Genomic DNA, 21,803 nt, shown 5'->3' on the forward strand with positions numbered 1-21,803 from the left:
CCTCACCCTTTTTCCCTCTCATCCTTCCGAAGGATAGACTATGTTCCGGGAAGAAGACCTTATCCCCATCTCTTCCCTTCAGCACTACATATTTTGTCCTCGCCAGTGTGCCCTCATCCTCGTGGAGCAGCTATGGGAAGAGAACTATTTCACCGCAGAAGGAAGGGTGTTACACACAAGGGTACATGCAGGCCATGTCCGGCTAAGGGAGGAGGGCGTGCAGGTGTGCAGCATGCCCGTCCGATCACTCACGTATGGGATCTATGGGGTATGCGATGTCGTGGTGATAAATGACTACGAGTACCTTCCGGTGGAGTATAAAAGGGGCAGACCAAAGACCCATCATGCCGATGAAGTACAACTCTGTGCCCAGGTATTGTGTGTGGAGGAGATGAAGGATATTCACATCTCTAAGGCGTATCTCTATTACTACAAGATCCGGCATCGGGTGCTCGTAGAGATAAGCGATGAGCTGAGAGCCATGACCAAGGAGACAATTGAAAACGTACATGCCCTTATAGCTGCTCAAAAGGTGCCACCACCGGTGAACGATAAAACGCGTTGTACTCGATGCTCACTCAAAAGTGTGTGCCTTCCCTCTGTGAGTGGAAAGAAAAGAGTGGAAGCCTACCTTGCCTCAATCCTTGAAGAAGAACGAGATAAGGAGGGTGGCTCTTGAAACGACTCCTCAATACACTATTTATCACTACCGAAAAGCTCTATCTTAAAAAAGACCACGAGTGTGTGGCTGTCTTTCAAAAGAAGCGGCTTCTCACGCGCATCCCACTCATTCAGCTCTCCCAGATCGTCTGCTTCGGGAACGTGCTTGTGAGCCCGTTTCTCTTGGGACACTGTGGAAAGAACGGAATCTCCGTATCCTTTTTTTCACGGAACGGCCGTTTTTTGGCCAGGGCCACGGGCCCTACCCGGGGGAATGTGTTACTCAGGAGGGAACAGTATCGCATCGCGGACAGCGAAGAGCGGAGTCTTCCGATCGTTCGAGCGGTGATTCTGGCCAAGATTCATAACTCGAGACGCGTGCTTCAACGAGCCTTTCAGGATCATGGAGAGAAGATAGCAGATCCCAAAGGGTTTCAACGCGCTATCGGTCTTTTGCAGCGTCTTAAGGAGAGAGTAGCACAGATCCCAACGATCGAAGAGGTCCGAGGAATAGAAGGAGATGCCTCCCGCCTTTATTTCACCTTGTTCGATCAGTGCATTACGAGTCAGAAGGCCGACTTCTTTTTCCATGAGCGTTCCCGACGACCTCCACTCGATAGAATGAACGCCATTCTCTCGTTTTTGTATACGCTCCTCTACTGCGACATGATATCGGCACTTGAGGGGGTGGGCCTCGATCCCGCAGTGGGATTCCTCCACAAGGACAGGTCGGGAAGGGCGTCCCTCGCGTTGGATCTCATTGAAGAACTCAGGGCCTATCTCGGGGATAGGATAGCCCTTTCTCTTGTGAACTTGGGACAGATAAAAGCAGAAGATTTCGAACTTTTGGATAACGGTGCGGTCTTCCTCACCGAGAAGGGGAGAAAAAAGGTGCTTACTGCGTATCAGCAGAGGAAACAGGAGGAGATCACCCATCTATTCTTGGGAGAGAAGATCCCGATAGGTCTCTTGTTTTATGTACAAGGCCTGTTGCTCGCCCGATACATACGAGGCGACTTGGATGGGTATCCCGCCTTTTTCTGGAAGTAAGATGCAAGGGGGTGGTTCGAGATGATGGTAGTAGTGAGTTATGATGTTGGTCAGGATGAAGGAGGTCAAAAAAGACTTCGCAAAATGGCGAAGCTCTGTGAAGGGTTTGGACAGCGGGTTCAATACTCGGTCTTTGAGTGCCTTGTCGACCCCGCGCAATGGGTCAACCTGAAAGCGCACATCTCCTCGATCATCAATCCGGAGTACGATAGTGTGAGATTCTATTTCCTGGGTGCCAATTGGAAGCGACGCGTGGAGAGCCTGGGGAAACAGCGATCGTTTGAGCCCGATGAACCTATGATCATCTAGTACGGTCGCGAACCTGAAGGTGTGAGAAATCCTCGGGAGGTTCGTTCTTTGGTAACTGGAGAGAAGGGAAGAAAAAAGGGGAGAAGGGAGAGGGGGATGGCGTACAAGGGACTTGATTTCGGGGGAATGAGGATGTAAGCTATTGTCTTATAGAGAGAAAAAGGTATGCAGTCGCGCCCCCTGCGGGCGCGTGGATTGAAACTGTGACACGACTGACCTAGTAAAACAGCAACTTTTAGGGTCGCGCCCCCTGCGGGCGCGTGGATTGAAACACGACAAACTCTATGCGGCCATCCTCCTCTCTGCAGGTCGCGCCCCCTGCGGGCGCGTGGATTGAAACATGATTTGAGACAGGGAATTGAGTATACCGCAAAATTGTCGCGCCCCCTGCGGGCGCGTGGATTGAAACATCTTGATCCGACTAATTTTGAGTTGCCTCAACAAGTCGCGCCCCCTGCGGGCGCGTGGATTGAAACAATGATATTCTGAGTGCTGGTCTTAGGATTGTAGCGTCGCGCCCCCTGCGGGCGCGTGGATTGAAACCAGCAGGGGCAAGCGTCTGCACAATTACTATGAGGTCGCGCCCCCTGCGGGCGCGTGGATTGAAACAAATGGATGTCGCCTGACAGCGATGGCTTTGATGAGTCGCGCCCCCTGCGGGCGCGTGGATTGAAACCCCCCACCGGGGATGATGAAGCGTTCCCAGCCCCCGCGTCGCGCCCCCTGCGGGCGCGTGGATTGAAACAATTGCCTCACCTGCCTCACCCTTATTGGCTGTACGTCGCGCCCCCTGCGGGCGCGTGGATTGAAACACGCCCTCCAGAAGGAACCCCGGGTGCTTCTTCCGTCGCGCCCCCTGCGGGCGCGTGGATTGAAACATCTTGATCCGACTAATTTTGAGTTGCCTCAACAAGTCGCGCCCCCTGCGGGCGCGTGGATTGAAACTCCTTATGGACACTAAAACAGGTGATTACTTTTTACGTCGCGCCCCCTGCGGGCGCGTGGATTGAAACCATTGGATCCCTCCATATGCGTGATGTGTGATCTAGTCGCGCCCCCTGCGGGCGCGTGGATTGAAACCATCTCTCTTCTCGCTTCCATTGGATTACCTCCATCTTAGTCGCGCCCCCTGCGGGCGCGTGGATTGAAACAAACCACAAAAGAATATAAAACAATACAGGCAGTGAGGTCGCGCCCCCTGCGGGCGCGTGGATTGAAACCTTGGGGGTTTTTGTTTCTTACAGCCGGCAAAACACGTCGCGCCCCCTGCGGGCGCGTGGATTGAAACGTGTAAATATTTAGACTAGTTTTCATTCCTGCTTGGGTCGCGCCCCCTGCGGGCGCGTGGATTGAAACCGCGGCGGATATCGCGCAATTGTCGGTGCTGTCGTGAGTCGCGCCCCCTGCGGGCGCGTGGATTGAAACATTATAGTAGCGGCGGCAAGACACGCGGCACTGACTGTCGCGCCCCCTGCGGGCGCGTGGATTGAAACAGCCAACCTCTCCTGCCAGTCTGGCATCAATATCTCGTCGCGCCCCCTGCGGGCGCGTGGATTGAAACTTGGCGTATTCTCCATAGAGGAGCACTGTAATTGTGCCGATCCCTACGGGGTCGGTGGTCCCCGTTCGTTGGGTTTTCCGGCGAACGGGCTTTTATTTTGGGGGATTGCCTATTGCCCCTCACCTATGCTGGATGCTGAAAACCCACAGCGTGGGTGTCACGGCAGCATTGGGCATAGGGCGGTGTTCCCTCTACTTGTAAAGAACGAGAGTGGAGATATAATCAGTGGGGAGAATCTGTGTGATCTGCTGGTCGAGGCATCTAGAGAGCAGGGCGGTACACGGTCGATAGTCACCCTTGGTCCTTTTCGACACGGTGTACGACGGTATCCGTTGTGGGTGAATATATCTGAATATATCATAGACCAGGAGGGAGTATGGGCCTGAGCAGGTCGTTCGAACCCTGGAATCTTTTTGTGGGGGTGCTCCTCTCGAGCGAGGTGTACGCCCTGGATGTGCAGCGGGTGTTGGAAATGGAGTGGGGGCCTGTGGATTTCGTCTCCGACCTCATGCCGTTCAGGTATACGTCATATTACGATAAGGAGATGGGTGGGGGTATACTCAGGTGGTTCCTCTCGTTCGAACGGCTCGTCGATCCGTCTCGTCTGTGGGAATTCAAGGTGAGGTCGAATGAGTTGGAGGATCGGTGGAGGGAAGGAGGAAGGAGGAACGTGAATCTCGATCCAGGGCTCCTCAATCTGAGCAGGGTGGTGCTCGCGAGCACGAAGGATCACGCACACCGCATCCCGCTCCAGGAGGGTATCTACGCAGAGGTGACGCTTGTGTATCGGGAGAAGCGGTTTTCGACGCTCCCCTGGACGTATCCGGACTACAGGAGCAGGGAATACCAGGAGGTCTTCAAGCGGATGCGGCGCCTCTATGTGGAGAAGCGGAGGATGTGGTTGAAGCAGGGAGGCGGTGAAGCAGGAGGTTAGGTGCGGCTGTTGGGGGGATGGAGGCTGGTGTGAAGAGATGGTGGGTCGTCATCTGCTGGGTGGGAGTCGTAGGTGGGTGTGGGGCGCCCTTGGTGGTGATGCGGGTGGTCTTGCCGGAGGTGCCGGCAGGCTGGGGGGAGTGGGGGATGGAATGGCGGCTTGTCTGGAGTGGGGGAGAAGGGGGTGTGGTGGAGGGGGTGCGGCCGGGTGAGGTGGTGGAGGTGGTGGTGGAGCGAGGTATGGTGTGGGTGTGGGTGCTGGAGGGGGTGGTGCGGGGATGGGAGGGAGTGGTGAGGCCTGCGGGGGGAGTGGTGCTGTGGGGGGAGGGACGGGAAGGGGTTGTCTCGTGGGAGGACGGTGCCGCCTGCAGTCTGCTCTACGAGCTCCAGGCCGGAGGGTTCCCTCTGGAGGAGTTCAACGTGAGGAGGTTCGTGGAAGAGGTCCGGGTCCGTCTTGAGGATCCGTGGGAGCTCGACAGGGAGCGGGCAAGGGAGGCCATCATCGGACGGGACATCTCTGTCTACGATATCGCGTGCAAAGAGGTCTTCGATGTCACCCTTGCCTTCCCGCCTGGGATCTGGAGGAGTGGGAATCCGATGAGGGCAACGGAGGTCCTGTCCGGTACCTGTACCGTGAAGCTCTGCTCAGGGATCCACCACTTCCTCGATGAGGAGGCCGCCTCTCTCTTCTGTGTGTACGTGGATGAAAGAGGGAGGGCCCAGGGATTCCTGAGCCCTCTCGACTGATGGCTGCAGAGGGTGTGCTACACCACGATGTTCACGATCTTGTTCGGGACGGTGATGACCTTTTTCATCTCCTTCCCATCGATCCACTGGCGGATGCGCTCGTGGGAGAGTGCGCGTTTCTCGAGTTCCTCTTTGGGAAGGTCCCTCGGCACCTCGATCCTGGCCCGGACCTTGCCGTTCACCTGGATCACCACCGTGACGACCTCGTCGATGGTGAGGGCCTCGTCGTATGTGGGCCAGGGGTGGTAGGCGAGGGAGCCTTCATGGCCGAGTTTCTCCCACATCTCTTCGGCGATATGGGGTGCATAGGGGGCGATGATGAGGACGAATGGTTCCCACAGGGATCGAGGTACGCGCTCGAGCTTGTAGATCTCGTTGATGTAGGTCATCATCTGGGCGATGGCGGTGTTGAACCTGAGGTGCTCGGTGTCCTCCGTGACCTTCTTGATGGTCTTGTGGAGGAGCTTGAGGAGGTCGGGATCGGGTTCTTCGTCCGTGATCTCCCGTTCGCTTATGTCCCACACCCTGTTGAGGAAGCGGTGTACTCCCACGAGCCCCTTTGTCGACCAGGGCTTCGTGGCCTCGAGCGGTCCCATGAACATCTCGTACATCCTCAGGGAATCCGCGCCGTACTCCTCGATGATATCATCGGGGTTCACCACGTTCCCCCGGGACTTCGACATCTTCTCTCCGTCCTCGCCCAGGATCATGCCTTGGTTCACCAACCTCATGAACGGCTCGTCGGTGTTCACGAGCCCGAGATCGTAGAGCACCTTGTGCCAGAATCGGGCGTAGAGGAGGTGGAGTACCGCGTGTTCCGCCCCTCCCACGTAGAGGTCTACCGGCATCCAGTAGTCGATCTTCTCGCGCGATGCGAATTCCCGGTCATTGTGCGGGTCGAGGTACCGGAGGTAGTACCAGCACGATCCGGCCCACTGGGGCATGGTGTTGGTCTCCCGGTACGCCTTTCTCCCGGAGCCGTCGGGTGCCGAGGTCTCGACCCAGTCCCGTATGGTGGCGAGGGGCGACTCCCCGGTGCCCGTGGGTTTGTAGCTCTCCACCTCGGGGAGGGTGACAGGGAGCTGATCATAGGGAACAGGCTGCACCCCGTCTCCTTCCACGTGTACCACCGGGATGGGTTCCCCCCAGTAGCGTTGTCTGGAGAAGATCCAATCCCGCAGCCGGTAGTTGACGGCGCGCTTCCCGATTCCCTTTTCCTCCATGTAGGCGATGATCTTCTCTTTCATCTCCTTGGTGGGCAGGCCGCTGAAGGGGCCCGAGTTGATGCTGATGCCCTCCTCCACGAAGGCTTCGGTGAGCTCTTCTTCCTTGCCGTCCCTCGAGACCACCTGGACGATGGGAAGGTCGAACTTCTTCGCGAACTCCCAGTCACGCTCGTCGTGGGCCGGCACGGCCATGATGGCGCCCGTACCGTAGGTGATGAGGATGTAGTCGGAGATCCACACCGGAATCTCTTTTTCTGTGAAGGGGTTGACAGCGTAGGCCCCTGTAAATACACCTGTCTTCTCTTTGGCGAGGTCGGTCCGCTCGAGATCCGACTTGAGTTGCGCTTGGCGGACGTAGGCTTCCACCGCTTCCCGTTGCTCGGGTGTGGTGATCTCCTTCACGAGCGGGTGCTCCGGCGCGAGTACCATGTAGGTGGCCCCGAAGACCGTGTCGGGTCTGGTCGTGAAGACCTCGATATGGCCGTCGTGGTCTTTGAGGGGGAACCGGATGTCGGCCCCTTCGCTTCTGCCGATCCAGTTGCGCTGCATGGTCTTGATGGACTCGGGCCAGTCGAGCTTGTCGAGGCCTTCCAGGAGTCGGTCCGCATAGGCGGTGATCTTGAGCATCCACTGTCTGAGCGGTTTTCTGATGACGGGATGGTTCCCCCGCTCCGAGCGTGGGCCTTCGGGGGTCTGGATGACCTCCTCGTTGGCGAGCACGGTGCCGAGGGCCTCACAGAACCAGACAGGCACCTCCGCCATGTAGGCGAGTCCCATCTCGTACATCTTGAGGAACATCCACTGGGTCCACTTGTAGTACTCCGGCCTATGTGTGGCGATCTCTCTGTCCCAATCGTAGGAGAAGCCGAGGGATTGGATCTGTGTGCGGAAGCGTTCGATGTTCCTCTCGGTGGTGATCCGGGGATGTGTTCCCGTGGTGATGGCGTAGATCTCGGCAGGCAGGCCGAAGGAGTCGAATCCCATGGGGTGGAGGACCTGATAGCCTCTCATCCGGAGGTAGCGGCAGTAGATGTCGGTGGCGGTGTAGCCCTCCGGGTGTCCCACGTGGAGGCCCTCTGCCGAGGGGTAGGGGAACATGTCGAGGACGTATCTGCGTTTTTCCTTGGGGATAGACGGATCTTCCTTGACGGAGAAGGTCTTGTGTTCAAGCCAGTAGCGTTGCCATTTCTTTTCTATGTCTCTGAATGAGTAGCTCTTCATGGTGAAAGATGATACAGGAGGTTCGGGGTGAGGTCAATAGAGAAGCCGGAAGGTAAAAAAAGTCCCCCCAGGAAAGGAGGTAGAAACCTGGGGGGAACAAAGCGGGTAACTCTTCGAGCCCTTCTCGGGAAAGGAGGTGAAACCCGAGAAGGAACATCGTTCCATTACCTGATTCAGAATATACTACAGGTGGGGATGAAATGTCAAGAGGTATATCAAAAAATCTCTAAAATCTCCAAAATTTCCAACCCCTTCCCCTTGCCCGTGTGTCCGGGATCTGAGGTGAGGGGAAGGGCTTGTGGAAAACGTGTGAATATTGTGGAAAACCTCTGAATTTCCGGGTGAATTCCAGGGGTGTTTCCTCTTGATAATCCTGGGGAGATTCCTCGCAACCCCTTTCGGCATATGGGAAACAGTCCCGTTGCCACCTCGTGTCCTGTACACAGGCGGTCCGTGGCGGACGCGGCGGAGAGAGGGGCGTGTGAGAGGTCCGGAGATCCGAGTAAGCTTTTTTGCGCACCTTTTCGTCTAAAAAAGTTTACTTTGTTGAAAAACTGTTCATTTACAACAGGGATGCGAGGGGCCATCATAATGCTGATCACAAACGACCGGAGGTGTGGATGATTGAGATCAGATCTGTGGGGGAGGAGGCGGGATCCATCACCCCGTCCGGCTCCCCGTCGAGGGGGTCGGCCTCGTTCCTGACGACGCTCAAGAAGAACAGGCAGTTCCTCGTCATGCTCATTCCCGTGACTGTCTATCTTCTCGTCTTCAATTATGCGCCCATGGCGGGGCTCATCCTGGCATTCAAGCGCTACATTCCGGCGCTCGGTTTCTGGAAGAGTCCCTGGGCGGGGCTTTCCAACTTCAAGTTCCTCTTCGTCTCGGGGGCCTTCGGAAGGATTCTCTTCAACACAGTGTTCTACAACGTGATCTTCCTGGTCACGTGTCAGGCCCTGGGGATGATGGTGGCCATTCTCATCTCGGAGCTCCGCTTGAGGAAGCTCAACAACCTTCTCCATTCGCTCACCTTCTTTCCTTATTTCGTCTCGTACGTGGTGGTGGGGGCCATCGTGTACAACATCTTCAGCTACGAGTTCGGGGTGTTCAACAACCTCCTGGAGGCCTGGGGTGCCGAGCCGGTGAACGTGTACCAGATGCCGAACGTGTGGGTCTTCATCCTCACCTTCCTCAACTCGTGGAAGTGGGTGGGCTACACGAGTATCATCTACTATACCACCATCGTGGGGATCGACCCCGAACTCTACGAAGCGGCCGAGATCGATGGGGCTTCCACTCTCGCGAGGATATGGCACATCACCGTGCCGTACCTGAAGGTCACGCTCCTCACCATCGTGCTCTTCCAGTTGGGGAGTATTTTCAAGGGGCAGTTCGACCTCTTCTACAACGTGATAGGAAACAACGGTCAGCTTTTCGAGGCGACCGACGTGGTGGACACCTATGTCTTCAGGATGCTCATCACCAACTTCGACGTGGGGCTGGGGACCGCGGCAGGGCTTTTCCAGTCGTTCTTCGGTTTCCTGCTCATGATGATCGTGAACGGGGTGGTAAAGAAGGTACGCCCCCAGTACGCACTCTTCTAGGAGGATCTCATGCGGTTCGGAAGACCTATCTCCAGGGAAGGGCTTGTGTTCCAGTTCGTAGGATACGGCCTGCTGATCGTGGTGGTGATTCTGTGCGTGGCACCGCTTCTCCTCGTGGTGTCGGGATCGCTCTCTTCCGAGGAGTCCATCTATCAGCATGGGTTCTGGTTCATCCCACGGGAGTTCTCGCTCGATGCGTACCGCATCCTCTTCAAGGCGCCCAAGGATGTGCTTCAGGCCCTGTGGATAAGTGTGGTGGTGGCGGCACTGGGGACGATCACGAGTGTGTTCGTGGCGTGCATGGTGGCGTACGTGCTCATACAGCCGGAGTTCGCCTACAAGCGGTTCTTCTCGATCTTCATCTACTTCACGGCGATCTTCTCGGGTGGGCTCATCCCCACCTACATCCTCATGGTGCGGTACCTCCACCTGAAGAACACCCTCCTTGCCCTCATCCTCCCTCAATGGATCACGGCCTGGAACCTCTTCCTGCTCAGGAACTTCTTCACCGAGATACCCTATTCGGTGGTGGAGTCGGCGAGGATCGATGGGGCGAAGGAGTTCACGATCATGACGAGGCTGGTGATTCCCATGGCGATGCCGGGTATCACCACCATCGCGCTCTTCCAGATTCTCTACTACTGGAACGACTGGGTGCAGGCCATGCTCTACATCACGGACAAGGCCCTGTATCCCTTCCAGTACTATCTCTACACCATGCTCCACAACTTCCTCTCGGTGCAGAACGCCATTGCAAATGCGGGGATCGTGCTCCCCTCGGTGCCCACCGAGAGTTTCAAGATGGCGATGACCGTGATCGCGATTCTTCCGATCGCGATCATCTTCCCCTTCATCAAGCGGTTCTTCGTCACCGGCTTGAGCAAGGGGGCGATCAAGGGATGAATCCGGGTGTTACCCGGTGGAAGATATACTATACTGGTAAGGAGTGACGTATGAGGAATGTCGTAAAGGGCGTATGGCTCGGCCTCCTCATGGTGGTGCTCTCCTTCGGGCTCTGGGCGACCGGGGCTCAGGAAGAGGGAACTGCCGGCGGGGCGCAGGAACTCAAGCCCGTCGAGCTGGTGATGTGGCTCGTGGGCGACTCGGTGCCCGACTATGAGCTCATGCTCCAGGAGCTCAACAAGCTCACCAAGGAGGAGCTCAACGCCACCATCAAGGTGAACTTCACCACCTGGACCGACTGGAAGACCAAGTTGCGGCTCCTCCTCACCTCGGGTGAGGCCTTCGACCTGGTCCACATGGCGCCCTGGGGGATCTACCAGGAGGCATCCAAGCTGCGGCTCCTGCTTCCCCTGGAGGACCTGGCGCCGAAGTACGCGCCTGTGACCTGGGAGAGCTACTCGCCTGATGTGCTCAAGCAGGCCACGGTGAACGGGCACGTGTACATGCTCCCCTTCAACTACACCGATCCCTACGGGAACGGGTTCCTCTACCGGCTCGATCTCGCCGAGAAGTACGGACTCGGGAAGATCAGGAACATCGAGGACCTCGAGACCTACCTGGTGACCCTCGCCAAGAACGAGAAGGGTATCATCCCCTACAACGCGGGCGAGTTCGACCTCACCACCTATCCCGAGACGATCTGCGCCGCCATGCCCTCGTTCCCCAAGGCGGGAGGCGAGGATATCATCCAGGGGCTCATGCCCTACTTCTACGTGTTCTACGACGATCCGAACCCTGAACCCGTGTTCATCCTCGAGCATCCGTCCTTCAGGGAGGCGATCGAGTTCTCGCGGCGTCTGTACCGTGCCGGCGCGATTCCCAAGGGTGTACTCTCCAACCAGGTGGGGTCCCGCGAGGCGTTCATCAACGGGACGAGTGCGGTCACCCTGCTCAACCCCCTCAACGCGAACGAGGTCTACCAGCAGGTGGCAGCCAAGCACCCCGACTGGAAGCTCGACTACTGGAACCCCTACCTGGACCTCGATCATCCTACCAAGGCCCCCGCGATCAACAACGGGATGTCCGTACCGGCGAGCTCCCGGAATCCTCAGCGGGCCCTCATGTTCCTGGAGAAGCTCCACCAGGATCAGCGGTACCACGACCTCACGAGCTATGGTATCCGTGGGAAGCACTGGGATCTCGACGAGAACGGCCAGATCGTGCTTCCGGAGGGCGTGACGGTCGACAGCACCGGCTTCGCCTGGGACAGGCCGTGTCCGTGGGGATGGAGGGAGGAGAAGTTCTACCGCCTCAACCCGCTCAAGTTCGCCTCCACCTGGCAGGTGATAAAGGATTGGTACAGCGCGTACCTCGCAAAGGCGGTGGACAGGAAGTACGTGAGCTTCTACCTCGACAAGGAGCCGATCCTCGCCGAGTTCGCGGCCGTGGACAACCTGAAGACGCAGTACGTGGATCCGCTCCTCTGGGGTATCGCGGATCCGGCCACCTATCCTGAGGTGATGGACAAGTTCTACGCAGCAGGGCTCGGGAAGGTGAAGGACGAGATCCTCAAGCAGTGGAAGGCCTACATGGCCCAGTACTGACCGGTACCGAGAGGATGTGCCCGTCGGGTGTACCCTGGCGGGCCTCCCTTTTCTCTTTCACGATTGTTGTTCCATGAGGAGGAGGGTATGAGGAACGAGGGTTCACCATGGAAGCACGTGCTGAGGAGGACGCTCCTCTTCTTCTCGATCACCGCGGGGCTCACCATCATCGTGCTCACGGTGACGATCTACCTCTCCATCCAGCCCATCGTGGCCCGCAGGCTCTACCGGGTGGAGCGGCAGAACATCCACAACGCCGTCACCGGGATACGGCTCATGCAGAACCTGGCCACGAATCTCCTCATCCAGATCTACAACGATCCGCTGATCGTGCCGCTGCTGACCGTGCCGCCCGAGGATCCGCAGGAGGAGTACCTCGCCATCCAGAGCCTCAAGAAGTACTCCACCTTCGTTCCCTACCTCGACTCGGTCTACATCTACAACGATGCGACAGGGAGGTGCTACCTGAGCACCTCGGCCTCCACCAACCTCTCCCTCCCGGTGGAGGAGATGTACGACAGAGAGTTTCTCGAGCTCATGGAGGATGGACGCTGGATCAACAGCCCTGCGCCGATCTTCAGGTCGTACGAGGGCGACTTCCCCTTCGGCGGGCAGAGGAGGAGGGTGTTCACCTACCTCTACAACGTGATGGGGGTGCGCACCAGGCGTCCGAGCGTGGTGGCGATCAACATCTCGTACGAGTGGATTACCAGCATCATGGAGTCGCTCGACGCTTCCGAGGGGTATCCGGCCTTCATCCTCGATCGTGAGGGCTCCCTCATCGGTGCCTCGATGGAGGATGAGGACCTGGTGGGCCTCGTCCGCACCACGATCCAGGGACAGGGTTCGGAGGAAGGTCAGCCGCTGGTCACCACGGTGGCGACCCGCAGGGAGACCTATCTCCTGGTCTACGAGACCCTGCGTGATATGGGATGGGTGGTGGGGAAGGTGGTGCCTCTCTCCCAGGCGGTGAACGAGATCTTCGTGATACGGAGGGAGCTGCTCAAGATAGGGACGGCCTTTCTCGTGGCGGGGCTCCTCGTCTCGTTCCTGCTCTCCAACCGGCTCACCCGCCTCCTGAGGAGTCTCTCGAGGGGCCAGAATGGGGAGGTGCCGTACCGTTCGTTCTTCAAGACAAGGGTGCTCTCGGATCTCCTCCTCAAGGGGCCGGAGGGGGCTTCTGTGCGCGTGGAGGATGCCGGGGACCTGCTCGCCATTCGGGTCTCGCCCCATTCCTGGTATGCGCTCTTGGCGTGCGAGCGGGAGGGGGGGGATGAGATCCCCGCGGACTGGTACGCACACCTCCTCGAGGAGGTGGAGGGCTGGGAGGACGTGCGGTGGGAGTGGCTCCAGAGAGAGGACGAGTTCCTGCTCGTGGTGGAGACCGAGCGCGATCCGGGGCATTGTCAGGGAGAGATCTTCGGGGAGTGGCACCGCAGGTTGGAGCGGGCCCTGGGGACGTCGGTGCGACTCTATGTTGCGGGGTTTTCGAGGGGGGCGGCTTCGCTTCCCCGGCTCTACAACCAGATGAGTAGTCTGCTCGCCAACAGGAGGTTCCTCGATGGGAAGGACGTGTTCACCCAGGAGGATCTGGGCGTCCTCTCCCGCGGGCACTACGAGTATCCGCAGAACAAGGAGCACGAGTTTCTGGAGGCCCTGCACCACATGGATGCAGAGACCGCGGTCTCGGTGGCGCAGGAGGTGTTCCAGGGTACCAGGTCCTTCGGGTATCATGTGTTCCAGTCGGTGAAGTACCGGCTCTGCACGGCCTTCCTCAGGGCGGTGGAGCAGGAGAATCAGTTCCTGGTGTCGACGTTCGGCCTCGATCCTGTCCGGTTCCTCGAGGAGGTGGAACGGGCGCAAGGACCTGAAGAGGTTTCTGCGGTGTTCGAATCCGAGGTGAGGCGGTTCGTGCGGCACATGGAGGAGGACAGGACGAGCGACCACAAGAAGCTCGTCCAGGAGGTCTGCAGGATCATCGAGGAGGAGTACGACGACTTCAACCTGGGAGTGGCGACCCTGGCCGACAGGATAGGGCTCTCCCCGGGATACCTGGGACAGCTCTTCAAGAAGTACGTGGGTGTCTCGATGACGGACTACATCAACGAGGTGCGGGTGAGCCGGGCGATCCACTTCCTGGTGAACACCGAGGCGCCCGTGTACGAGATACCGCAGATGGTGGGGTACACGAACAAGCAGCACTTCCACGCGGTGTTCAAGAAGTATACCCGTCTGACGCCCAATGAGTTCAGGAAACAGGCCCGGCTCAAGCGGGCGCAGCGGAGGGACGAGATGGCCTCCTGAAGGGGGCGTGGGCTTCGGATACCGGGTCGGACCGTGGGTGCGGTGTTCCCATGGGTGATCCGGGCGGGAGGCTCCACTATCACGTGTGTGTGGAGGAACGGTATATGCAGCACAGGATTCTTCATGGTGCGGAGTACAATCCCGATCAGTGGCTCGAGGAGCCGGAGGTCCTCGAGCAGGATATTGCGCTCATGAGGGAGGCGCGGATCGATACGGTGACGTTGGGGACCTTTTCCTGGTCGCTCCTGGAGCCTGAGGAGGGGGTCTATTCGTTCGAGTGGATGGACGAGGTGATGGAGAGGCTGGAGAGGGCGGGGATCAGGGTGATCCTGGCGACGCCGTCCGGGGCCCGGCCCAGGTGGCTCGCGAGGAAGTATCCTGAGGTGCTCAGGGTGGGGCCGGACAGGAGGCGGCGCTTGTTCGGCGAGCGCCACAACCACTGTTTCACCTCGCCGGTGTTCCGGGAGAGGGTGTACGAGCTCGACAGGAGGCTCGCGGAGCGCTACGGCCGGAGGGAGCATGTGATCCTCTGGCACATCTCGAACGAGTTCTCGGGTGAGTGCCACTGCGAGCTGTGTCAGGAGGCCTTCAGGCGGTGGCTCTACGATCGGTATGACGGGGATCTCGAGGCCCTCAATCGGGCGTGGTGGACGGCCTTCTGGAGCCACAGGTACACGAGCTGGGAGGAGATCGCCTCTCCTTCGCCGCTGGGCGAGCCCAATCTGCACGGGCTCAACCTCGACTGGCGGCGGTTCGTGACGCATCAGACCGTGGACTTCATGCTGGTGGAGGTGCGGGCGTTGAGGGATGGGGGGCCGTCCCTCCCGGTGACGACCAATCTCATGGGGTTCCAGCGGGATCTCGACTACTTCCGGCTCGCTCGGCACCTGGATGTGGTCTCCTGGGACAGCTACCCGCTCTGGCATGGGCGGGGGCGGACGACGCCTCGGGTGGCTTGCGGGGAGCTCGACCACAACTGGGATCCGGAGGGAAGGGACTGGGTGCTCGCGAGCGGGGTGGCCTGGGCCCACGCCCTTCATCGGGGGCTCGGCGGCGGGAGGCCGTTTCTCCTCATGGAGAGTACGCCGAGCCACACGAACTGGCAGCCGTGGAGCAAGCCGAAGCGGCCGGGTATGCACGTGCTCTCCTCGCTCCATGCCGTGGCGCATGGGGCGGACTCGGTGCAGTACTTCCAGTGGCGGGCGGGGCGGGGTGGATCGGAGAAGTTCCACGGCGCGGTGGTGTACCACGATCGGCGTACGGACGGCAGGGTGTTCCAGGAGGTGAGGGAGCTCGGGGGGATCCTGGAGCGGCTCGGGGGGATGGAGGGGAGCCGGGTGGAGGCCGAGGTGGCGGTGGTGTTCGATTGGGAGAATCGGTGGGCGTTGGAGGATGCGCAGGGGCCGAGGAACGATGGGCGGCTCGACTACGTGGAGGAGTGTTGGAGGTGGTTCGATGCGTGGCACCGGCGTGGGGTGGGGTGCGATGTGGTGCACCCTGAGGGGGACTGGTCGGCCTACCGAGTGGTGGTGGCGCCGCTGTGGTATCTGGTGAAGGAGGAGTGGGCCGACAGGGTGGCGAGGTTCGTGGAGCAGGGTGGGGTCTTCGTGACGACGGTGTGGAGCGGGGTGGTGGAGGAGCACGACCTGTGCCACGTGGGCGGGTTTCCGGGGCCGTTGAGGGGGCTGGTGGGGGTGCGGAGCCGGGAGGTGGATGTGCTGGTGGAGGACGAGGTGCGCCGGGTGGCGGGGGTGTGGGGGGTGTGTGAGGGGAGGCTGCTGTGCGATGTGCTGGCGGTGGAGGATGAGGGGGTGGAGGTGCGGGCGGTGTATGCGGACGGGTTCTACGCGGGCAGTCCGGCGGCGACGCGGGTGAGGCGGGGGAGGGGGTGGGCCTACTACGTGGGGACCCTGCTCGCCCAGGAGGGTATCGACTGGCTGGTGGGGGAGCTCATGGGGGAGGCGGGGGTGGTGCCGGCGCTCAGGGTGGTGCCCGAGGGCGTGGATGTCTCGGTGCGGGTGACGGAGGAGGGAAGACGGTACCTATGGCTTCTCAACTTCAGGGAGCACGAGGTGGTGGTGGAGCTCCCCGAGGGGGTGTGGAGGGACGTGCTGGGGGGTGGGGAGCGGCGGGGGGTCCTGGTCCTGCCCGGGTACGGGTATGCGGTGCTGGAGTCGTGAGTGCCCCTCTGCTGGAAAGAGCCCCGGCCTGCCGGGGCTCTTTCCGTGCACGCTCCTCTCAGTAGCGCCGGTTGAGTTCCCAGTTCCACGCGGTCTTGATGATGTAGGCGAGGTCGTCCCTGGTGGGCTTCCAGCCCAGAATGGTCCTCATGCGTGAGGAGTCGGCCACCAGGGCAGGGGGATCACCGGCCCTCCGGTCCCCCTCGATGACCGGGAAGTCCCGGCCGGTGACCTTCTTCGCGGTCTCGATCACCTCCCTCACACTGTAGCCCCGGGAGTAGCCGCAGTTGAGGGCCTGGCTCTCACCCCCGTCCATGAGGTACTCGGCGGCGAGGAGATGGGCCTCGGCGAGATCGTCCACATGGATGTAGTCTCGTATGGCGGTCCCGTCCGGGGTGGGGAAGTCGGTGCCGAAGATGGTGATGTGCGGCCGCTCGCCCTTTGCAGCCTTGAGGATGAGGGGGATGAGGTGGGTCTCCGGGTCGTGGGCCTCTCCTATGGAACCGTCCTCTGCCGCTCCTGCGGCGTTGAAGTACCGTATCGCCACGTACCGGAAGGGGCTCCACTCCGAGAGGGACCGGAGGAACTCCTCGACCATCACCTTGCTGCTTCCGTAAGGGTTCACCGGTGTGAGCCGCGCATCCTCGGGTATGGGGATCTTCTCGGGATGGCCGTAGACCGCAGCGGTGGAGGAGAAGATGAAGTGGTGGACCCCTGTGTGCATCATGGTCTGGACGAGCCGGATGGTCCCCACGGTGTTGTTCTCGAAGAATTCGAGGGGCCGTTCCGTGGAGATCCCCACCTCGATGAATGCGGCGAAGTGCATGACCACATCGGGTTTGAAGGACAGAAGGACCTCGCGGAGTGTTTCGGTGTCGTGGAGGTCTCCGACCCTGAGGTCCGCGGGCTCCACGGCCTCCCTGTGTCCGTGGGAGAGATTGTCGTAGACCACGACTTCGTGACCTCGTTCCTTGAGGAGCCGGTACACGTGGCTCCCTATGTACCCTGCTCCGCCCGTGAGCACGAAACGCATGGATCCTCCTTCAAGGGTGGATTTCTTGATGAGTATAGCCGAAACGAGGGGCAGTGGAAATGAAGAGTTCGTACAAAAAGTAAAGAACTGCACGAAAAAAGGGGGCCTCGTGCCCCCTGTCGATCGATGCGCTTCGCCGGTCACACCGCTTCGGCGACCATGTCGCCCACTTCTTCGGTGTTGTATCCCATCTTGCCCGCAGAGAGGCTCTCGAGCTTCGTACAGGTGAGGGCCACCGCCTTCTCTATGGCCTTTGCAGCCTCGTGTTCACCGAGAAAGTCGAGCATCATTCTGCCTGCCTCGATGGCGGCGAGGGGGTTTATCATCTTCTTGCCGGTGTACTTGGGCGCCGAGCCTCCGATGGGTTCGAACATGGAGACGCCCTCCGGATTGATGTTCCCGCCTGCAGCGATTCCCATGCCGCCCTGGATCATGGCCCCCAGGTCGGTGATGATGTCGCCGAAGAGGTTCTCGGTGACCAGGACGTCGAACCACTCGGGGTTCTTCACGAACCACATGGTGGTGGCGTCCACGTGCATGTAGTCCCTGGGGATGTCGGGGTAGTCGTCAGCGCCCATCTCCTCGAAGGCCCGGTACCAGAGATCCCCGCAGTGGGTGAGGACGTTGCGCTTGTGGACCAGGTGGATGGGCTTGCTGCGGGACTTCTCGCTCTCTGCATTCCGCCGTTTTTTCAGTTCGAAGGCGAACTTGAGGCAGCGGTCCACCGTCCTCCGGTCGTAGACCATCACCTGGGTGGCGATCTCGTCAGGGGTGCCCTTCCGGGTGACACCGCCGTGTCCGGTGTAGATCCCGCCGGTGTTCTCGCGGACCACCACGAAGTCTATGTCCTCGGGCCCCTTGTCCTTGAGCGGACAATCGACGCCGGGGTAGAGCTTCACCGGTCTGAGGTTGATGTACTGATCGAGATCGAAGCGGATCTTGAGGAGGAGGCCGGTCTCGAGTATGCCGGGTTTCACGTCGGGGTGGCCTATGGCGCCGAGGTAGATGGCGTCGAAGTGCCTGAGCTCCTGCACTTCCTCGTCGGAGATGATCTTCCCGGTCTTGAGGTAGCGCTCACCGCCGTAGTCGAAGTAGGTGAGGTCGAGCTTGAATCCGTACGTTGCGGCCGCGGCCTTGAGGACCTTCACCCCCTCGGCCACCACCTCGGGACCCGTGCCGTCGCCGGGGATCACTGCGATCTTGTAGGTTTTCATGTCACCTCCAGGGCTTGTGAGTGTCGGCTGGATTGTTCAGGTGTAGAATAAATCGAGAAAAAAATCAACATGGACTTATGGAGAGAAACGGAGGAAGGAGAGGGGCGGAGCGCACACGCCCCGCCCCGGAGGGAGGTTCAGAACAGGCCGTCGATGCCCATGGTGGCCACGGCGTTATCGTCGAAGAGGGACCTTCGGGAGGCGTCGTCGTCGGGCCAGCCGGGGGCGCTGAGCCACTTCCAGGACTGGGCCCATGCGGCTCCCCAGTAGAAGACGCCCTTGACGTTGGAGTATGCGGAGACCGTGTTCTTGAGGGCCTGGAGGAACTGGTACTGGCCCTGTGGAGTCTGGGGATAGGGAACCTGGCTCCCTGAGTAGCCCTTTTCATTGGTGTCCCAGTAGTAGGCGGTCTCCACGATGTAGATCTCCTTGCCGAGCGTGTTGAGGTAGGAGAGGTTGTTCGAGAGGTCGCCGAGCGAGCCCTGCCACATGGTGTAGTAGGAGAGTCCGAAGGCGTCTACGTCCCACCACTGACCGTCGTTGTTCCGGAAGTTGGTGATCCAGTTCTGGGTGGTGGATCGGCTCCCGCCGGAATCGAGGTGGATCATGATCTTCGCGCTGCTTCCCGCGTCTTTCACCCCGTTGATGCCGGAGTTGATGAGCCACGCCATGTTCCGCCATGAACCGCCGGACCGATAGGGCCCGCCGAGGTCCCACAGCAGGCCGTTGGTGATCTCGTTGCCGATCTGGACCATGTCGGGTGCGGCCCCGGCGTTCCTGAGCTGGGTGATGGCGTCCTTGGTCCAGTTGTACACATAGGTGCAGAGGGTGTTGATGTTGTTCGTCTGCCAGGCAGATGGTGTCCACTGGTTACCCGGGTCTGCCCACCAGTGGGAGTAGTGGAAGTCGACGAGGAGCTTGAAGCCCTTGCTCTTGGCGATGGCGCCGAGCTGCTTTGCATAGGCGAGGTCGGTGAACATGGCGTAGTTGGGGTTGTCGGGGGGATCGACGTTGACGCGGACGCGGACCCAGGTGTAGCCGTGATCCTTGAAGATCTGGAAGACGTCCTTCACTTGGCCGTTGGTGTCCCTGTACTGGACACCGTGCTCCTGGGCGTAGAGGGCCTCGGAGAGGTCTACACCGATCTGGAGGGAATTTCCCGCTCTCGCCTCCAGCTCGTCGGCCGCATCGGTGGGTGAGCCGAAAATCTCTCCTTTGCACCCTCCGAGGAGGAGTGTGAGAAGGGTCGCTCCGAGGAGGAGCCACAAGTGGGAAAATCGCTTGTGTCGCATAGCGACCTCCATAGTAGTGAGGTGTATACTCTGCGCACCGCGCAGGTTGTACTCCAAAGATAGGGGGTGGGAAGGGATGCGGTAAATGTTCGAAAATTGAAAAAAGTAGCGAAACCTCGAAAATGGAGGAATTCTTACCGAAACATAGCAAAGCTCTTATATTGCCCGCACCCGGGGAGTCATAATTTCTTCAATAGGTAGACGTACTCACGGGATGAGATGCGGGGAAACTTGACAGATGAGGCCGTGGGTGCGATAAAGGAGGGGATCCGTACCAAGGAGGAACAGGTGAGGCTGTGTGGACTGCACGTGCAGGAAGGGCGTTTCGTCCATTCCTTCGAAGGAGGTTCTCTCTCGTTCCAGGTGGAACGCATGCCCCTCGGCTGGGTGGTGCGCGGGACCGTGGAGGGGAGGCCGGGCCGGCTCGAGGTGGTGCGTCTGCCGCTCCGGTTCCCCCTCCTGCTCCAGTCGTGGGAGTCGTGGGGGGCGTGCCCTCGGGTGGATGAGGGGTGGCGGTTCCCCTGGGGCGAGCGGCAGTACGAGGACTGGCGCTACACCGTCTCGCTCGTGCCCGAGCTGATGCGGGAGGGCGTGGTGAGCGACTACCTGGCCGCATGGGAGGGAGGGCTCGCGGGGTTTCTCACCTCCCGGTATGCTCACGGGTTCTTCACCGTGGAGGGGGAGGAACTGGTGGGCTACCTGGAGTTCTTCGATCGGGTCTTCGATGGGCCCGTACCCCTGGAGCCCCTCGTGGTGCTGGAGGGTGGGGAGATCTGGGACCTCCTCGAGGTGTACGCGACCATGGCGGGGAGGGAGAATCGGGCGCGGGTGCCTGCGCACTCGCCTCTCGGGTGGTGCAGCTGGTACCATTACTTCCTCGACCTCACCTGGGATGATGTTCGGAAGAACCTCGCCCTCGCGAAGGAGTGGCCGTTCGAGGTGTTCCAGGTGGACGATGCCTACGAGGCGGATATCGGTGACTGGCTCGAGCCGAAGGAGGGGTTTCCTCCGGTGGAGGAGATGGCCCGCACCATACGGGAGGCCGGCTTCACCCCCGGGATCTGGACCGCGCCGTTCTGCGCCTCTGCGACCTCGCGTCTGTTCAGAGAGCATCCCGAGTGGTTCGTGAAGGAAGGGGGGGTGCCGCTCGTGGCCTTCAGGAACTGGGGCAAGGACATCCATGCCCTCGACCTCTCGAATCCTGAGGTGCAGGCGCATCTCTCGAGGGTCTTCTCCTCGCTCAGGGCTGCGGGGTACGGGTACTTCAAGATAGACTTTCTCTTCGCGGGGGCGGTGCCGGGGGAGCGGGTGATGGCCGTAAGCCCGGTGGAGGCCTATCGGATGGGGCTCGAGACTATCCGTGCTGCGGTAGGGGATGCCTTCATCCTCGGATGTGGTGCCCCACTCCTCCCCTCTGTAGGGTTGGTGGATGGGATGCGGATCGGTCCGGACACCACCCCCTTCTGGGATCCGGCCGTGCCTGACAACGGCGCTCCTGCTATCCAGTATGCCCTCCGGAATGCGCTCTACCGCTCATTCATGCACCGTCGCTTCTGGCTCAACGATCCCGACTGTCTCCTCCTGAGGAAGGACCGGATCTCGCTCACCGAGGAGGAGCGGCGGACCTTCGCCCTCACCGCGGGGGCCCTCGACGGGATGCTCGTGGTGAGTGACGACCTCTCTCTGGTGGATGCGGCGGGGAGGGGACTCCTCGATGAGGCCCTCTCCCTCACGGGGGGGCGGCCGAGGGTGGGGGACCTCGGAGGGGGCTGCTACGAGGTGGTCTCGGAGGGGACGAGGAGCGGGAGGGTGCGCCTCGTGGTGAACCTGGGGGAGGAGGAGGCAGGAGGAGTGGCGCCTCACGGTGTGGTGCTGGAGAAGGAGGAGCAGGGTCTCGGGCTTTCCCGCAGGGTGGAGCTTCGGGAGGGTCGGAGGTTCACGTACTACCACAGGGAGGAGTAG

16 protein-coding genes and 1 CRISPR repeat array are annotated in these 21,803 nt (G+C 60.2%); of the genes, 12 read left to right on the top strand and 4 right to left on the bottom strand.

The annotated features are described in order from the left end of the window. The first annotated feature begins 40 nt into the window (after positions 1-40). The 5 genes from cas4 to STHERM_RS01915 all read left to right on the top strand — a co-directional run bounded on the left by cas4 (position 41) and on the right by STHERM_RS01915 (position 5,260). On the top strand, positions 41-679 hold the full coding sequence (gene cas4, locus STHERM_RS01895; RefSeq protein ID WP_013313194.1) for a CRISPR-associated protein Cas4: 639 nt from the start codon (positions 41-43) through the stop codon (positions 677-679). Next, entirely contained in the window at positions 676-1,710 is a 1,035-nt protein-coding gene (cas1c, locus tag STHERM_RS01900; protein WP_013313195.1) for a type I-C CRISPR-associated endonuclease Cas1c, read from the top strand. The genes cas4 and cas1c overlap by 4 nt, the downstream gene beginning before the upstream one ends. Positions 1,711-1,734: 24 nt before the next feature. Then, positions 1,735-2,019, top strand: a complete 285-nt coding sequence (gene cas2 / locus STHERM_RS01905) for a CRISPR-associated endonuclease Cas2 (RefSeq protein WP_335323057.1) — start codon at positions 1,735-1,737, stop codon at positions 2,017-2,019. 170 nt (positions 2,020-2,189) lie between these two features. Beyond that, positions 2,190-3,580: direct repeats of the CRISPR family, unit length 32 nt; unit sequence GTCGCGCCCCCTGCGGGCGCGTGGATTGAAAC. Positions 3,581-3,956: 376 nt separating this feature from the next. Next, positions 3,957-4,514 carry a DUF4416 family protein gene (locus tag STHERM_RS01910; protein WP_013313198.1) on the top strand — a complete coding sequence of 186 codons (558 nt, stop codon included), beginning with the start codon at positions 3,957-3,959 and terminating at the stop codon, positions 4,512-4,514. Between the two features lie 29 nt (positions 4,515-4,543). Beyond that, complete coding sequence (locus STHERM_RS01915) at positions 4,544-5,260, top strand: hypothetical protein (protein ID WP_148223848.1); 717 nt, start codon at positions 4,544-4,546, stop codon at positions 5,258-5,260. 17 nt (positions 5,261-5,277) lie between these two features. On the opposite strand, the gene leuS is transcribed toward STHERM_RS01915, so the two are convergent. Continuing rightward, a complete protein-coding gene (gene leuS / locus STHERM_RS01920) occupies positions 5,278-7,707 on the bottom strand; it encodes a leucine--tRNA ligase (protein ID WP_013313200.1) in 2,430 nt (809 codons plus the stop codon). Positions 7,708-7,734: 27 nt separating this feature from the next. Here leuS and STHERM_RS11680 point away from each other — a divergent pair, with 27 nt between their 5' ends. The 6 genes from STHERM_RS11680 to STHERM_RS01945 all read left to right on the top strand — a co-directional run bounded on the left by STHERM_RS11680 (position 7,735) and on the right by STHERM_RS01945 (position 16,302). Further along, positions 7,735-8,040 carry a hypothetical protein gene (locus STHERM_RS11680; RefSeq protein WP_148223849.1) on the top strand — a complete coding sequence of 102 codons (306 nt, stop codon included), beginning with the start codon at positions 7,735-7,737 and terminating at the stop codon, positions 8,038-8,040. A gap of 287 nt (positions 8,041-8,327) precedes the next feature. After that, positions 8,328-9,311, top strand: a complete 984-nt coding sequence (locus STHERM_RS01925; protein WP_013313201.1) for an ABC transporter permease — start codon at positions 8,328-8,330, stop codon at positions 9,309-9,311. A 9-nt stretch (positions 9,312-9,320) separates the two neighbouring features. After that, positions 9,321-10,214 (top strand): carbohydrate ABC transporter permease, encoded by an 894-nt coding sequence (locus STHERM_RS01930; RefSeq protein WP_013313202.1) that lies wholly within the window; start codon positions 9,321-9,323, stop codon positions 10,212-10,214. Between the two features lie 50 nt (positions 10,215-10,264). Continuing rightward, complete coding sequence (locus STHERM_RS01935; protein ID WP_013313203.1) at positions 10,265-11,818, top strand: ABC transporter substrate-binding protein; 1,554 nt, start codon at positions 10,265-10,267, stop codon at positions 11,816-11,818. Positions 11,819-11,905: 87 nt separating this feature from the next. Beyond that, positions 11,906-14,122, top strand: a complete 2,217-nt coding sequence (locus STHERM_RS01940; RefSeq protein ID WP_013313204.1) for an AraC family transcriptional regulator — start codon at positions 11,906-11,908, stop codon at positions 14,120-14,122. A gap of 104 nt (positions 14,123-14,226) precedes the next feature. Further along, positions 14,227-16,302 carry a beta-galactosidase gene (locus tag STHERM_RS01945; RefSeq protein WP_041623697.1) on the top strand — a complete coding sequence of 692 codons (2,076 nt, stop codon included), beginning with the start codon at positions 14,227-14,229 and terminating at the stop codon, positions 16,300-16,302. A 58-nt stretch (positions 16,303-16,360) separates the two neighbouring features. Here the strand turns inward: STHERM_RS01945 and galE are convergent, their stop codons facing one another. The 3 genes from galE to STHERM_RS01960 form a co-directional block, all read right to left on the bottom strand. Next, entirely contained in the window at positions 16,361-17,335 is a 975-nt protein-coding gene (gene galE, locus STHERM_RS01950; protein WP_013313206.1) for a UDP-glucose 4-epimerase GalE, read from the bottom strand. 140 nt (positions 17,336-17,475) lie between these two features. Continuing rightward, a complete protein-coding gene (locus tag STHERM_RS01955) occupies positions 17,476-18,549 on the bottom strand; it encodes a 3-isopropylmalate dehydrogenase (RefSeq protein ID WP_013313207.1) in 1,074 nt (357 codons plus the stop codon). 137 nt (positions 18,550-18,686) lie between these two features. After that, positions 18,687-19,841: a glycosyl hydrolase 53 family protein gene (locus STHERM_RS01960; protein WP_013313208.1), complete on the bottom strand. Its 1,155-nt coding sequence runs from the start codon at positions 19,839-19,841 to the stop codon at positions 18,687-18,689. 219 nt (positions 19,842-20,060) lie between these two features. Between STHERM_RS01960 and STHERM_RS01965 the strand changes: the two genes are divergently transcribed. Continuing rightward, positions 20,061-21,803, top strand: a complete 1,743-nt coding sequence (locus tag STHERM_RS01965; RefSeq protein ID WP_013313209.1) for a glycoside hydrolase family 36 protein — start codon at positions 20,061-20,063, stop codon at positions 21,801-21,803.

This window comes from Spirochaeta thermophila DSM 6192 (assembly GCF_000147075.1).
GTDB classification, from domain to species: Bacteria; Spirochaetota; Spirochaetia; order Winmispirales; family Winmispiraceae; genus Winmispira; species Winmispira thermophila_A.